Origin of the sequence: Hanstruepera ponticola, assembly GCF_002940745.1 — a bacterium.
GTDB lineage: Bacteria > Bacteroidota > Bacteroidia > Flavobacteriales > Flavobacteriaceae > Hanstruepera > Hanstruepera ponticola.
This window is the reverse complement of sequence record NZ_POTB01000001.1, coordinates 2,034,560-2,050,363: the sequence shown is the minus strand read 5'-3', so window position 1 is coordinate 2,050,363 and position 15,804 is coordinate 2,034,560. Positions and strand designations below refer to the sequence as shown.

Sequence of the window (15,804 nt, the reverse complement as noted above, 5' to 3'; positions counted from 1 at the left end):
TTATCTTTGAAAGATTCAAAATTTATACACTATGAAATTATTCAGAATTCTTTTTCTTTTTATTACACTTCAAGTTTCAGCACAACAAGGTGGCATGTGGATTCCTTCGTTATTGGAAGGCATGAACGAGAACGAAATGAAAGCCCTAGGAAGCAAGCTTACGGCTAAAGATATTTACGATGTTAACAACTCTAGCTTAAAAGATGCCATTGGTCATTTTAACGGTGGTTGTACCAGTGAAGTAATTTCCCCAAAAGGGTTAGTCTTAACTAATCATCATTGTGGTTTTAGTCAAATTCAATCGCATTCTTCATTAGAAAACGATTATTTAAAGGATGGTTTTTGGGCTATGAATTTAGATGAAGAATTACCAAACGAAGGTCTGTTTATTGAGTTTATTATTCGCATTGAAGATGTTACTGACCAAGTTTTAGCAGGTGTAACCGAAGAAATGACCGAAAAGGAAAAGCAATCGACCATTGATAAAAACAGCAATAGCTTACAAGCTGAAGTAAAAAAAGAGGCTTGGCAAGACACTAAAGTCAAGTCATTTTACAAAGGCAATCAGTATTTCTTGTTCGTAACGGAACGTTATGAAGATATCCGCTTGGTTGGTGCTCCACCAAGTAGTATAGGTAAGTTTGGTAGTGATACTGACAACTGGGTATTCCCGAGACATACGGGTGATTTTTCACTGTTTAGAATTTATGCCGATAAAAACAATCGTCCGGCAAAATATAGTGAAGACAACGTACCATTCAAACCAAAACACTTTTTGCCAGTTTCTTTAGATGGCGTTGCCGAAGGCGATTTCACAATGGTATTTGGTTTTCCAGGTCGTACCGACGAGTACCTTCCAGCCGTTGCTATTGAGCATATTACAAAAGACTATAATCCAAGTAATATTGCTATTCGTGAGGCAGCTTTAAAAGTTATTGATGCACAAATGAAAGCTGATGACGAAGTGCGTATTAAATACGCATCCAAACAAGCACGTATTGCTAATGCTTGGAAAAAATGGATTGGTGAAAATTTAGGAATCGAAAAAAGTAATGCGGTTACTGAACGCAAAGCATTTGAAGCCACATTCACTAAAGCTTTAAAAGAAAAAGGACTTGAAGACAAGTATGGCTATATCTTACCTGAATTTGACAAACTCTATAAAGATTTTGCTGATGTCAATGTTAAGCGCCGAAATTTTATTGAAGTGTTTTTGGTAACCAATGAATTGATGCAAATGACGTTTAGAGCCTATCAGGTTGAACAATCGTTAAAGCAGAATCCAGATAATATTGAAAAAGATAGAGCCTATATAACAGGTCTATTAAGTGGCATTCACAAAAACTACGATGTTAATGTGGATAAAGGTGTTTTTGAGGCCGTAATGCCTTTGTATAACAAAACCAATATTGACCCAACCATTTATAACAAGACTGCTTTTACCAATTTGGATAGTGCATTAAAATTATTTGAAGGTTCTGCTGAAGATGTGATTAAAAAATTAAATGAAGATGCTGCTTATGCTTACGCCAAACCAATGATTGAAGATTTCTTTACATCTATTAATGCGGAGTTTGAACAAAAAAACGAACCGATAACTACGCTTCAAACCGAGTACATGACAGCATTAATGAAAGCACTGCCAAACGCCCGTTATTTCCCAGATGCTAACAGTACTTTGCGTGTTACTTATGGTCAAGTTCGTGGGTATTCACCAAGGGATGCTGTATATTATCAGCCCGTTAGTTATTTGGATGGTGTTATTGAAAAGTATGTACCAGGCGATTATGAATTTGATGTACCACAAAAATTGATTGATTTATATGAGGCAAAGGATTACGGACAATATGCTGATGCTAATGGTAAAGTACCCGTTTGTTTTTTAGGAACCAACCATACAACAGGTGGAAATTCAGGAAGTCCAGCTATTGATGCTCATGGTAATTTAGTGGGCTTGAATTTTGATCGTGTTTGGGAAGGCACCATGAGTGACATGAATTACGATCCAGAAATTTGCCGCAACATCATGGTGGATTTGCGTTATGTATTGTTTATTGTCGATAAATATGCAGGAGCTAAACACCTAATTGATGAAATGGAATTGGTGCATCCAAAGAAATAAAATCATAAAACTTTAATAATATTAAAAGCCTCATTTACTTGGGGCTTTTTTAATTAAACAATATTTAGCTTCTTCAACAAGTCCTGCTTATAGGTTCTGCCAATAGGTAATCGATTGCTGTTTACATAAATCTCATTTCCTGCAATTTTATCGACAAACTTTCGGTTTATAATGTAACTTTTATGGGTTTGAATAAATTGATTGTCAGGTAATTTTTCTTTCCAGCTTTTAAGCGACTCTATATAAGATAATTTTTGTTTAGTAGTAATAACCGTAATATAATTTCTATCCGATTCTATATAGATAATATCATCCAAAACAATTTTATGAAGCGTTTTGTCTACATTTAAAAATAGAATTTCAGTCTGATCAGGATTAATCGCTTCTGGTTTTTCAATTCTGTTTTTAACTTTATTAATGGCCTTTAAAAAGCGATCAAATGAAAACGGTTTGACTAAATAATCAACAATAGTATCCAGTTCAAAACTGCTCACTGCATAATCTGGGTAAGCCGTTGTCATGATAATAGCTGGTGGGTTTTTAATAGTTTTAATGAAATCAATTCCAGAAATATCAGGTAAATTAATGTCTAAAAACACCATATCAACAGTTTCATTCTTTAGAAAATTATTGGCTTCAATAGCCGCTTTAAACGTTGCTACCAATTTCATATCAGGTAACTTCTTCAAAAAATTCTTGAGAATGTTTTGAGCTGGAATTTCGTCTTCTATGATGATACAGGTCATACTAAATTCAGTTTTAGATACACTTTGTATTTACTGTTCTGTATTATGGTAAACTCATAATCATTGTTGTATAAAAGCTTTAAACGCTTTTCTAAATTCTGCAATCCTATTTTAAATTCAGCCAAGTCATTATCTTTTTCTGTGAAATCGTTTTCACAAACACATTCTAGCACACCATTATTTTCATTTATAGAAACTGAAATTTGACTGTTTAATGAACTATGTTTAAACGCATTTTCAATGATGGTAATGAGTAATAAAGGTGCTATTGGACTGTTTTCATTTTCAATACGCTTAGTATAAACAATAGTGTTCACGCCTTCGGTTCTCAGTTCTTGAAAGGTCATATAATTATCAATAAACTGAATTTCCTTATGCAATGGAATCTTTTTAGCATTACTTTCATACAACACATGCTTTAAATTATCTGAAAGCCTTAAAATGAGCTCCGGCGTTTCATTGGGTTTCTCTAAAGCATATGAATAAATGGTATTCAAATTATTGAACAACACATGCGGATTAATCTGCGATTTTAAAAACTTGAGCTCCATCTCCAAATGTTCCTTCTTTATTTGCTCCACTTCTTCTTGCTTATCTATAAACCGATATAACACCCAAACAAAGGAGAAGAAAATGAGTGGCACCAAGGTTTGCCATAAATAATCACTCAAGCATTTCATTATAGAACAACCACATTGCGCAAATTCGTAACAATACAATTGTGTCGCCAAAAAGGAAATCAAGGCAATGACCAAAACATACCACGCGTACATTTTCTTCATCACAAAAAATGGTAGCAGCACGAGATTGTTAACATAAACTATGATTACTAGAATGGATATGTATTGCAAAAAGGGATTTTCGCGCCAATAATACGGCGAAAAAACAAACAGCGATACCATGATAAACAATATCCAAAACAGGATATGCACCAATATTTGTGAGCTGTGTTTCTTAAGATTATTCATATAAAGTAGAAAAGTAAATAGAATTCTTTAGTTGGTCAAAATATATGTACGAAAGTCTCAAATAACGTAACAAACTACCATTTGTATCTAAAATTTTTACGTTGGTGTATTCATTTAAGTCGAAAATACAGATTATTGGTATTCTAGAGCTCTTCATCATAATTTTGGTAAAAACATCATCAATCATGAAACGAACTATACTTATTTTAACGATCCTTTTTTGCACCCAAATCGTGTTTTCGCAAACAATTAATCAAACCGTTACTGACGAAAAGGGGAATCAAAAACTACTAGGAAAAATTGACAAAAAGGGTTTGCAGAAAGTACCATTTAACGAATGGTTTGACCCTAATTATGACCAATACCTACTGAACAAAAAAGTTGTTTCTAAATTAAAAGATTCCCTAAATCAATACACTATTAAAGTTTTTTTAGGTACGTGGTGTGGCGACAGTAAAAAAGAAGTGCCACGATTTTACAGTATTCTAACTGAAGCTAAATTTCCAGAACATAAGTTGGAAGTCGTAGCAGTTGATAGAACTCCAGAAGCCTATAAGCAAGCTCCAAACCACGAAGAAAAAGGTTTGAATATACATCGTGTGCCGACATTTATTTTTTATAAGAATGGACAGGAAGTTAATCGTATTGTAGAGCATCCTGTTGAAACATTAGAACGTGATATGTTAACAATTGTCACAAACAATAAATACACGCCAAACTATATGGCTGCAAACTATTTGAACTACTTACTATCCGAAAAATCGATTGATAGTTTACAGTCGGAAGAAGCAGTACTTGTTCCCAGATTGGCTGAATTTGTAAAAGGAAGTCGTGAATTGAATACTTTAGGATACGTGTATTTACGAGCCCAGGAATATGACAAAGCCTTGTATGTTTTTGATTTGAACACTCAAATTTTTCCTTACAAATACAATGTGTATGACAGTTTGGGTGAGGCTTTTTTTGAAACCAAGAACTACGATAAGGCCCTAAAAAACTACTACAAAGTTTTGAGCCTGAAGCCTGATGATGACAATGCCCTAGAGATGATCGAGAAGATTAAGTCTAAAATAGAATAACTTCTCGATAAATTATTAAAATAAAAAACGGTAATTTTAGTTATTAGTTTAGCTAAACCATCCGTTATGAAACACCTTTTTTATGCCTTATTTCTTCTGGCCAGTCTTTCTTGTTTTTCACAAGAACCACCCAAAGCCGTTGTTGAAGTCAATAAAATGAATATCGTTTATAGAGGTGCTGGCAACACATTAACCTTAAGCATGCCTGGAACGGTTTCCTTTGAAGCATCGGCTCCTGGATTAAGAATACTTAACGATTCTACAGCCTATAATTTGATGCCTCAATCAGGAGATTATACAGTTATAAAATTTAAAGGGCTTACTAAAGATGGTGATACTATTTATGACACAAAAGAATTGCGAATTATGGATTTACCTGCAGCGATTGGAACATTTAACAAATTAGGTTGTGGTAAAGAATGTCTAATAGAATTAACAAAAGATGATTTTTTAAATGGAAGCGTTGGAATTAAATTTGATAACTTTCTTCATGAATATACCGCTGAAGTAACATCATTCAAATTAAAATTAAATAATGAAATTTATACCATTGAAGGAGATAATGTTAGAGATAGCATTGAAGATATTAATCTAGGAGACAGCATAACAATTTATGATATTAGAGCAAAATATAGTCCTCCCTTTTCTTATTTTAAAATGAAAAAACCTTCCACAATAAGAATAAATATTATTAAGCTTTAAACAATCTCCATCTTCTTCAATAAAAAACTGGCATTCATATTCTGACAAATACCTTTTTTAAACTTATAATCAAAAAAGAGTTCGTCATTAACAATTTGCGCATCAAAATAGTAATTTTTTACAGGTTCCAATTCCGCTTCAATTTCGCAAAGACTTAAATCGTGCGTGGCAATAATACCCGTAGCATTTGAAGCAACCAGTTTCTCCACAAACTTTTTAGAGCCAATAGCTTTATCGGTGGAATTGGTGCCCTTTAAAATTTCATCCAATACAATAAAGTAAGGTTCTTTGGCTATTTCATCTACAATGAATTTTAAGCGTGTTAATTCAGAAAAGAAATAGCTACTATCATCAGTCAATGAATCACTTGTACGCATACTCGTAATTAATTTAATGGGATGATATTCACTCGATTTGGCGCAAACAGGTAAACCCACATTGGCCATAACAATATGCAGTGAAACGGTTCTTAAAAACGTACTCTTTCCGGCCATGTTGGCACCTGTTACAATAAAAAACTCTTGGTTATTGATTTCCAAGTCACTGTTAACCCGTTTGGTTTTGTCCAATAAAGGATGACCTAAATCTCGTGCAAAAATAGTTTGTTTGGTATCAACTATTTTTGGGAAGACGTATTCTGGGTGGTTAAACACATAATTACCCAAGGAATTATACGCATCGAAAAAGGAAACCACTTCAAACCATTTGGTAACAGTTTGCTGGTGCTTTTCAATCCACTGTTCGATTCTAAAACTATGTTTTAAATCGGTTAGAAAAAAGCCATTACCCAAAATAGCGCCAATCATATTGTTTCTATTATCTAATGCATCCAGATGCCTTGAAAACTGCTTGAAAATAGCTGATGCCTTTTGGTGATCGGTCTCTATTTGTTGTTGTTTATCTAGCAATAGCTTGGAGTCAAAAGATTCTTGTTCAATATTATCCAACAACGTGGCGTATTGTTTAAACGTATCCTTAACTTTGTCGGTATTTGAAGCCAGACTATTAATCTTTTTCAGATACTTTCCAGTAATGGCAAATCCCAACAACAACCAATAGCCAACAAAATTGGGTGATATGAATTGAAACACAGATAGTAAAATCAACAACACAGAAACCAAACCGAAAGCCATAGGCAGCCATCGCATGATTTGTGGTAGAAATGACTTATGGTTTTTCAACCAAGATATAATAACGCCCGCAGAGGTTTCAACTTGAATTAAACTGGAAGCAGCAGAATAATGTTGACGCCATGTTGGTTTATGAGCTAATTCTTTTATAGCTTCTTGTCTAGACGTAATTCCTTCAATATTATTTGCTTTTAGAAGTTCTGCCAATAAATGAGTGCCTTCAGAAATGGTCGTTCTATTGATGAATTGAAAAAAAGACCCTTTTCCAAACAGGTCTATATCCAGACTATAAAAATGTTTAGGATCTTGAAATTGATTGCCATTTGGTCTCTGATGGAAATCGCCTGAAGCTATTTGTAATTCGTCTTCATTCAGTACCGCCAATGCTTTATTTAAATCACGATTGTACTTTACATTCGTATACTTTGATAATAAAAACAGAAAAATTCCAATTCCTAAAACACTTGCAATTGCCACAAAAATCCAATTAGGAAATAGAAAATAAATACCAAATCCTGTCAGTAAAAAAACCAGAACACGGAACGTGCTTAATTGAATAAGTTGTTTGTTTAAATCCTTGACAATTTTCTGATAATGATTTAATTGTTCAGAATAAAAATCTTGCGGATTTTGCATGAAAGTTGTTTTTATAACTATAGGTTTAGCGCATCAATTTCAGTAAAAAGTGAAATTATGTTCTGTACTACTAATTTATAAAATTCAGGGTGGATATTTTCGTAATCATCCGTTGGCCTATGATAATCATTATGGTCTTCAACTCCAAAATATAAAAACGGAATACCCTTTCTAAAAAACGACCCATGATCTGATGAGAATGTCCAGTTTTGTTTCCCATCTTTTCCGTCATGTCCCATTAAGAATTTAAAACCCTCTGAAGTATCTTGATTTTCTATGGCGTTTTTAAAAGCTTCATTGTCTCTAGCTCCGGTTATGTATAATTCGTTTTTGTCATTTCTACTCACCATGTCCATATTCATGTTGAGTTTGATACTTTCCAACGGCTCAATAGTATTATCCACATAGTAACGAGAACCTTGAAGCCCTAATTCTTCTGCATCAAAAAATGCTAAAATCACAGAATGTTTAGGTTGATGTTTTTGAAAATACTCTGCAAATGCCAACATGGCACTGACACCTGAAGCGTCGTCGTCAGCCCCATTATAAATCTGACCATTTTTGATGCCTTCATGATCATAGTGAGCACTAATTACAATATATTTTTCCGGATAATCACTTCCCGAAATCAAGCCCAAAATATTGACACCTTGATAGTCCTTTTTTCTAGATGAAAATGAAAATGATTGTTCATAGTTTTCCACAAGTGGTTTTACCTGCAATTTTTGCAATTTACTTACTATGTAATCTTTGGCTTTTAATGCACCTGTTGTTCCTGTACGTCTGCCTTCAAAAACATCTGATGACAATATTCTAACATGATGTAATAATGAATCTGTATTATATAAAAAAGCTATTTCAGTGGTGCTAATTGCTTCTTTTTTTTGTGCAGTGCAACTTATGCTACAACCTAGAAGCAGTAACATGATTATTATAGAAAAACTTTTCATTTTTTGGTTGATTATTAGAGTAAAGAAACAAAAAATCTCAAGATTAATCTTGAGATTTTTACATAATATTGTTAAAGCTCACTACCCTTTTAAACTAGCCTTTAAGTATTCGCGATTCATACGCGCTATGTTCTCCAAGGAAATTCCTTTTGGACATTCCACTTCACAGGCGCCAGTATTGGTACAGTTACCAAATCCTTCTTCGTCCATTTGTTTAACCATGTTTAATACACGGTCTGTGGCTTCTACTTGTCCTTGAGGTAATAAAGCGAATTGAGACACTTTAGCTCCTACAAATAACATGGCACTTGAATTTTTACAACTAGCTACACAAGCACCACAACCAATACACATTGCTGCTTCGAATGATTCGTCTGCATCATGTTTATTAATTGGAATAGCATTCGCATCAATGGTATTACCAGAAGTATTTACGGAGATAAATCCCCCAGCGTGTTGAATACGATCAAAAGCACTGCGATCTACAACTAAATCCTTTATTACTGGAAATGCTGTTGCTCTAAAAGGTTCAATAGTGATTGTATCACCATCCTTAAACATACGCATATGTAATTGACACGTTGTAATACCTCTATCAGGACCATGGGCTTCGCCATTAATATATAATGAACACATACCGCAGATACCTTCACGACAATCATGATCAAATGCTACTGGCTCTTCATTTTTCTGTACTAAACTCTCATTTAAAACATCTAACATTTCAAGGAAAGACATATCAGGAGATACATCACTAATGGGATAATCAACCATTTTACCTTTATCGTTAGCGTTTTTTTGACGCCAAATTTTTAACGTTAAATTCATAGCTTTCCTTTTATTTATAACTTCTTTCTTTTACTTCAATATTTTCGTAAACCAAATCTTCTTTGTGTAATACGGCATCTTTTGGTTCGCCTTTGTATTCCCATGCAGAAACAAATTGGAATTCCTTTCTTCTCATGGCTTCTCCTTCTGGCGTTTGATATTCTTCTCTAAAGTGTCCACCAGCTGATTCTTCTCTTAATAATGCATCTTTTGCAAATAACTCACCTAATTCCAAAAAGTCAGCTACACGTAATGCTTTTGCTAATTCTTCATTAAACTCGTCATTTGTACCAGGAACTCTAACATCCTTCCAAAATTCTGCTCTTAATTCGGCAATCTCATTAATTGCAGATTTAAGATCTTCAGCATTTCGAGCCATACCGCATTTATTCCACATAATTTTTCCTAAACGCTTATGGAAATGATCAACAGAGTGCGTTCCGTTATTATTAATTAAATGTTCTATATTTTTGCGAACACTCTTTTCAGCTTCATCGAATTCAGGTGTGTCTGTTGCAATTGTTCCTGTTCGGATATCATCAGCTAAATAATCACCTATAGTATAAGGCAATACAAAGTAACCATCTGCTAATCCTTGCATTAATGCCGAAGCACCAAGTCTGTTAGCTCCATGATCAGAGAAATTAGCTTCACCTATACAATACAATCCAGGAACAGTAGTTTGCAAGTTATAATCTACCCATACACCACCCATAGTGTAATGTACCGCTGGATAAATCATCATTGGGGTTTCATATGGATTTTGATCCACGATTTTTTCGTACATCTGGAATAGGTTACCATATTTTGTTTTTACGACTTCCTGTCCTAATTTCTTCACTAAAGCATCATCATTCTCATCAAGTCCTCTCACGTGAGCCACCTCTTTTCCGTAACGCATGAATGCAGCAGCAAAATCTAAATAAACAGCTTCACCTGTTGCATTAACACCGTAACCAGCATCGCAACGTTCTTTTGCAGCGCGAGACGCCACATCACGAGGTACTAAATTACCAAATGCAGGATAACGACGTTCTAAATAATAGTCTCTATCTTCTTCGGCTATTTGTGTAGGTTTTAATTTTCCTGCACGAATGGCTTCAACATCTTTTTTATGTTTTGGCACCCAAATACGTCCATCATTTCTTAAGGATTCCGACATTAAGGTTAATTTAGACTGATGATCTCCCGAAACTGGAATACATGTTGGGTGAATTTGCGTGTAACATGGGTTAGCAAAATAAGCCCCACGTTTGTGAGCTTTCCAAGCCGCAGTAACATTACTGCCCATGGCATTTGTTGACAAAAAGAAAACATTCCCATAACCACCTGTTCCAAGAACTACTGCATGAGCTGAATGCCTTTCAATTTCTCCAGTCACTAAATTCCGTGTTATTATACCTCTTGCTTTACCATCAACAATAACAACATCTAGCATTTCATGACGGTTGTACATTTTAACTTTACCACGTCCGATCTGACGATTTAATGCCGAGTACGCGCCTAACAATAATTGTTGACCAGTTTGTCCAGCAGCATAAAATGTACGCGATACTAAAACGCCTCCAAATGAACGGTTATCTAATAAACCACCGTATTCTCTAGCAAAAGGAACACCTTGAGCCACACATTGGTCAATAATATTTGCTGAAACTTCAGCTAAACGATATACGTTAGCTTCTCTCGAGCGATAATCACCGCCTTTTACAGTATCGTAAAATAAACGATAGGTTGAATCACCATCACCTTGATAATTTTTTGCCGCATTAATTCCGCCTTGAGCAGCAATTGAGTGCGCTCGTCGTGGTGAATCTTGGAAACAAAATGCTTTAACATTATATCCTAATTCAGCTAATGTTGCGGCAGCAGAACCTCCTGCTAAACCTGTACCTACCACAATTACATCAATAAGACGTTTGTTAGCTGGATTTACCAGATTAATATTGTTTTTATGATTAGTCCACTTATCTGCAAGTGGTCCTTTTGGTATTTTAGAATCTAAAGCCATATTTAGATGTATTTTTAATGATTAAAATGATGGAACAATGCTATAACTACAAATCCTAATGGAACTAGAATAGAGTAAGCCTTACCAAAACCTTTTAATGCGTTTGTATATTTATTATTGGCTCCAACCGATTGGAAAGCCGACATAAAACCGTGTAATAAATGCAATGCCAAAAACACAAAGCCCAAGCAATATAAAGCAACACGCCATATAGGTTCAAATTTATGAACCAATTCTTCATAATAACGAAACCCTTCGCCATCTGCTAATAAACCTGACATATCACCTTGAATATACTTGGTATTGATTTCTGGAATCCAGAAATCAATAAAGTGAATAATTAAGAAAATTAGAATAAATAGACCACTGTAAATCATGTTTCTACTCATCCAAGTTGAATTTGCTGCACCATTGTTTTTAGCATAGCTTATTTGTCTGGCACGTTTATTTTTAATCTCTAGTGCAAATCCCATAACAAAATGGAAAATCACACCGAAAATTAAAATAGGTTGCATAACATATTGAATTAACCAATTGGTTCCCATAAAATGAGAAACCTCATTGAAAGTATCAGGATTAATAACTGATAATGAGTTAATTATAAAATGTTGCAATAAAAAAATCATAAGGAAGAAAGCCGAAAGTGCCATGGCTACTTTTCTTCCAATCGAAGAATTCAAAATTCCGCTCATTGTTGAAGTTTATTTTTATCTCAACAAAGATACGCCACAAAAGACATCTAGACAAAGTCCGACCACTATAAATGCATATTTAGAATGATTTTAAACAGAGACAAAAAAAGCCTATCCAATAGAGAGATAGGCTTATGTAATACTATTTTTTATAATTATTCTACAGACGGAATTAATCCACGTAATCCCATATCAACAACTTGTTCTCCGGCTTGCGGTTCGTACTTTCCATCTGCATTAACTTCGGTCCACTCAAAACTATTATTAACCGAAAACGACAGCGTAACAACAACATCTTGTGTTTCATTACCAGTGATGGTTAAACCATTTTCAAAATGACCAGTTACTACACAAGAACCTTGAGGTACTGGTGACGTATCAAAAAGTGGGTTTGGGACTGTTGTTGCACCAGGAGGTGCTTGACCTTGAGACAGAAACCCGTTAGATTCAAATGCCCAAAAACCTTGAAGCTTATTTGCATTAACATCAACCATTTCACCATTTAAATCGAACGACGAAATATAGGTGTTGAATCCTACAAAACTTGCTAATGTTCCAGTATAATCTGTACCATTAAGTAGAAAGTCTATTTCACCTTCTTGATAGGCTAATGAAATTCTTACCCATTGATAATTTCCGGCAGAAACGTCACTTAATGGAATAGTCAAAAACGTTTCGTTATGACCTGCAAACGTTGCATTTTGAAAATCGATGGCTTCATCACCTCCAGTTGTAGTTTTAGGGCCTTCAAAAATGATTTCGCCCTGTCCTAATAAGGTTGTAGCTGTTGGTGCAAATTCAATGTAATTAGCGCTCATCATAGCGAAATCTGGCGATTGTGCTGCATTACCACTTGGAATACTTGCTGGTTGCCCTAAATTATCTAAACGTACTTGATTAGGATCGAATTTAAACTTGATGACCAAATTAGCTTCCGATGTATTATTTCCTGGTGGTGGATTATCTGAAGAATCATCGCTACAAGAAAAAAAAGCTAAAAGACAAATACTAAAAATTAATTTTATAGTTTTCATAAGATTTGGGTGTTTATAATATTAACTCAAATATACTAAAATTAGTATATTACTCAATTTCAAGGGTTGTTTGTTGGTTGTTAACAACTATAGTATACTTGCCTTTTGGTAAATAATACTTCTCATTTTGAGATTTTGAAATATCAATTTCTGAATTTTCTTTCATTAAGGCTTTTCTACCTTTTTCTGTCATAGTTAAATCATATTCTATATAGTTAAAACCTTTATCAAAATTGGCTTTTATCTCGTTCAATACTACACCACTTTCTGAAAGTATCTTAATAGTTTCACTTCCATCATTTTTTGCGAAAATCTTAATGTCCACTGATGGTTCATAGGGCTCTAAAAACTTACTCCATGAACTTCCCCAATTCCAAGAACGTCTTATATTATCCATATCAAAAAGAGTTATAGATTTTTCCATCATTTTTGGATTCATATTCTGAAATGGCTCAATATTGGCTAAATAGATGCTTCTTCCGTGTGTTCCAAGAACTAAATCATTAGCTTCAGGATGAATAACCAAATCATGAACGGCAACATTTGGTAATCCGTTTGAAAATGCTTCCCAAGAATTTCCTTTATTGAAAGAAACATAAGCACCATTATCTGTACCAGCATACAAAACATTTTCATTTTTAGGATCTTCTTTTACTACATTTACTGGAGAGTTTGGCATGTTTGAACTGATATTTTTCCACGTTTGTCCAAAATCATCAGACATATAGATGTAGGTATTAAAATCATCCCAACGATAACCATTTAACGTTACATAAACACGCTCTTTTTTATGTTGAGAAGCTATTACGCGACTAACCCATAAATCTTTTGGGAAACTGTTTGAAATGCGGTTCCAACTTCCACCACCATCTTTTGTAAGATGAACAAACCCATCATCACTTCCAACATACATTAATCCAAACTGAAAAGGTGATTCACTAATACTCGTAATTGTACCGTAAGCAACATTTCCTTGCTTACCTCCAGACGTTAAATCTGGGCTAATAGCTTGCCAATCGTTTCCTTGATTCATGGAACGCATGAGTTTATTTCCACCCATGTATAAGATCTCTTGATTATGAGGTGATAATAAAATTGGGGTTTGCCAATTAAAGCGATAAGGACTCTCACCTAATTGATGTTTTGGTTGAATGTTGGCATTCTCGCCAGTTTCTCTATTTATTCTAAAATAGATTCCAAACTGAAAACCTGTATAAACAATGTTAGGATTTCTACTATCTATTTGAACCTGCATACCATCGCCACCCATTATGCTTTCCCAAGGGTTTTGCCCACTTTGTTGCCAGCTTTTATTGACGCTTGAACTATGCGATCCAACCCAAACACCATTATCTTGTAAACCACCATAAACATTGTATGGTTTTTGATTATCTACATTTACCGTGTAAAATTGTCCTACCGAATTTACATTCAGTTTTTCCCAATTCTCACCATCGTCATAACTCATGTTCAAACCACCATCATTTCCGTTTATTAAATGTCCAGACTTGTTTGGGTTAACCCAAAGTGCTTGATGATCTGCATGTACATTTTCTCTACTTATTGATGTGAATGATTTTCCACCATCTTTCGATTTAATAATAGGGACTCCCATTACATATATAGCATCTTGGTTTTGTGTATCTACACGAATTTCACCAAAATAATAGCCGTAACTAAAAAATACACCATCTAAGTAATCATCATGTGTTTTTTTCCAGGTTTTCCCACCATCAGTGCTTTTATAAACTTCAGCACCTATAACTGGCGTATCAAATAACATGGCATTAGCGTCTTCTAAATAACGTGCCAAATCAATTGGTTTTACTGCTCCACTTTTAACCATTTGTTTGACACTTTCCGCTCGATATTTTTCTTGAAAATTATTATCCTTAAGGTAGTTATTGAGTTTTTTATCTTCTAATTTCAGAAAATCTTCAACCGTCATGGCTTTGAAATCGTCTTTAGAAAGACCTCTGCGTTCCTCTTTTTCATCTGATTTCGGACGATTAAACTGATTATCATGCAAAGCATAAATTGTGTTTTCATCATAAACAGCTAAACCTATTCTACCAACACCATTCCCCGTTGGAAAACCACTGTTTTCTATAGATATTTTTTCCCAAGTATCACCAGCGTCTGTACTTTTATAGATTGCAGAACCATTTCCGCTTCCTGAAAAATTCCAAGCTTTTCTATCGCGAGTCCAAGATGATGCATACATTACTTTGAAGTTTCCTGGTGCATGTTGTACATCTATTACTCCAGTTTCTGAATCAATAAACAAGGTTTTGTTCCAAGTTTTTCCTCCATCAGTGGTTTTAAAAACACCACGCTCATCATTAGGCGTGTATAAATGTCCTATAACCCCTATAACAACCTCGTCTGGATTATTAGGACTAATTAATATGCGACCAATGTGATGGGAATCTGGTAGTCCCATATTTTCCCAAGTTTCACCATTATCAGTTGATTTTAATATGCCTATTCCAGCATAACTGGAGCGCGATGAATTATTTTCGCCAGTTCCTACCCAAATGGTTTTGCTATTCCAATCGACTGCAATATCACCTACATTTTGGGTGTCTGATGAGTCTAAAATTGGTGAGAATGTAGAGCCATTATTCGTAGTATACCATACGCCTCCAGAAGCATAGCCAACGTAAAACTCGGTTGGGTTATCTGGGTTTACGTCAATATCTACAACGCGACCACTCATGATTGTTGGGCCAATATTTTTAAATGGAATGTTTTTTACTAAAGAATTTTTCTGTAAATCCTGTTTACTGTTTAAAGCCTCTAAAACCTCATTTGGGGATGATGCTGGTTGTTGAGCAAAAACAAAAATTGATGATACTATAAAAAGAGTAGATAATAATTTAGATTTCATAATAGCTAGTTAGAATTAG

The 15,804-nt window shown here is 34.5% G+C and carries 12 protein-coding genes; 3 read left to right on the top strand and 9 right to left on the bottom strand.

The window, feature by feature from the left end; genetic code table 11:
* The first annotated feature begins 31 nt into the window (after nt 1–31).
* Complete coding sequence (locus C1S72_RS09290; protein ID WP_104735328.1) at nt 32–2,122, top strand: S46 family peptidase; 2,091 nt, start codon at nt 32–34, stop codon at nt 2,120–2,122.
* Nucleotides 2,123–2,175: 53 nt separating this feature from the next.
* Here the strand turns inward: C1S72_RS09290 and C1S72_RS09285 are convergent, their stop codons facing one another.
* Nucleotides 2,176–2,868 (bottom strand): LytR/AlgR family response regulator transcription factor, encoded by a 693-nt coding sequence (locus C1S72_RS09285; RefSeq protein WP_104735327.1) that lies wholly within the window; start codon nt 2,866–2,868, stop codon nt 2,176–2,178.
* Nucleotides 2,865–3,650, bottom strand: a complete 786-nt coding sequence (locus C1S72_RS09280; protein WP_230401608.1) for a sensor histidine kinase — start codon at nt 3,648–3,650, stop codon at nt 2,865–2,867. The genes C1S72_RS09285 and C1S72_RS09280 overlap by 4 nt, the downstream gene beginning before the upstream one ends.
* A gap of 371 nt (nt 3,651–4,021) precedes the next feature.
* On the opposite strand from C1S72_RS09280, the gene C1S72_RS09275 reads away from it, so the two are divergent.
* On the top strand, nt 4,022–4,915 hold the full coding sequence (locus tag C1S72_RS09275; RefSeq protein ID WP_104735325.1) for a thioredoxin family protein: 894 nt from the start codon (nt 4,022–4,024) through the stop codon (nt 4,913–4,915).
* Between the two features lie 66 nt (nt 4,916–4,981).
* Nucleotides 4,982–5,617 (top strand): GldM family protein, encoded by a 636-nt coding sequence (locus C1S72_RS09270; protein WP_104735324.1) that lies wholly within the window; start codon nt 4,982–4,984, stop codon nt 5,615–5,617.
* On the opposite strand, the gene C1S72_RS09265 is transcribed toward C1S72_RS09270, so the two are convergent.
* The 7 genes from C1S72_RS09265 to C1S72_RS09235 all read right to left on the bottom strand — a co-directional run bounded on the left by C1S72_RS09265 (nt 5,614) and on the right by C1S72_RS09235 (nt 15,785).
* Complete coding sequence (locus C1S72_RS09265; RefSeq protein WP_104735323.1) at nt 5,614–7,383, bottom strand: MutS-related protein; 1,770 nt, start codon at nt 7,381–7,383, stop codon at nt 5,614–5,616. The two genes, C1S72_RS09270 and C1S72_RS09265, sit on opposite strands and share 4 nt — an antisense overlap.
* Nucleotides 7,384–7,400: 17 nt before the next feature.
* Nucleotides 7,401–8,333, bottom strand: a complete 933-nt coding sequence (locus C1S72_RS09260) for a M20/M25/M40 family metallo-hydrolase (RefSeq protein ID WP_230401607.1) — start codon at nt 8,331–8,333, stop codon at nt 7,401–7,403.
* Between the two features lie 81 nt (nt 8,334–8,414).
* A complete protein-coding gene (locus C1S72_RS09255; protein ID WP_104735322.1) occupies nt 8,415–9,161 on the bottom strand; it encodes a succinate dehydrogenase/fumarate reductase iron-sulfur subunit in 747 nt (248 codons plus the stop codon).
* A gap of 10 nt (nt 9,162–9,171) precedes the next feature.
* Nucleotides 9,172–11,169 carry a fumarate reductase/succinate dehydrogenase flavoprotein subunit gene (locus C1S72_RS09250; RefSeq protein WP_104735321.1) on the bottom strand — a complete coding sequence of 666 codons (1,998 nt, stop codon included), beginning with the start codon at nt 11,167–11,169 and terminating at the stop codon, nt 9,172–9,174.
* 14 nt (nt 11,170–11,183) lie between these two features.
* On the bottom strand, nt 11,184–11,861 hold the full coding sequence (locus C1S72_RS09245; RefSeq protein WP_104735320.1) for a succinate dehydrogenase cytochrome b subunit: 678 nt from the start codon (nt 11,859–11,861) through the stop codon (nt 11,184–11,186).
* A gap of 155 nt (nt 11,862–12,016) precedes the next feature.
* Nucleotides 12,017–12,895: a hypothetical protein gene (locus C1S72_RS09240; RefSeq protein WP_104735319.1), complete on the bottom strand. Its 879-nt coding sequence runs from the start codon at nt 12,893–12,895 to the stop codon at nt 12,017–12,019.
* A 49-nt stretch (nt 12,896–12,944) separates the two neighbouring features.
* Nucleotides 12,945–15,785, bottom strand: coding sequence for a WD40/YVTN/BNR-like repeat-containing protein (locus C1S72_RS09235; RefSeq protein WP_121495518.1), 2,841 nt, complete (start codon nt 15,783–15,785; stop codon nt 12,945–12,947).
* Nucleotides 15,786–15,804 lie beyond the last annotated feature (19 nt).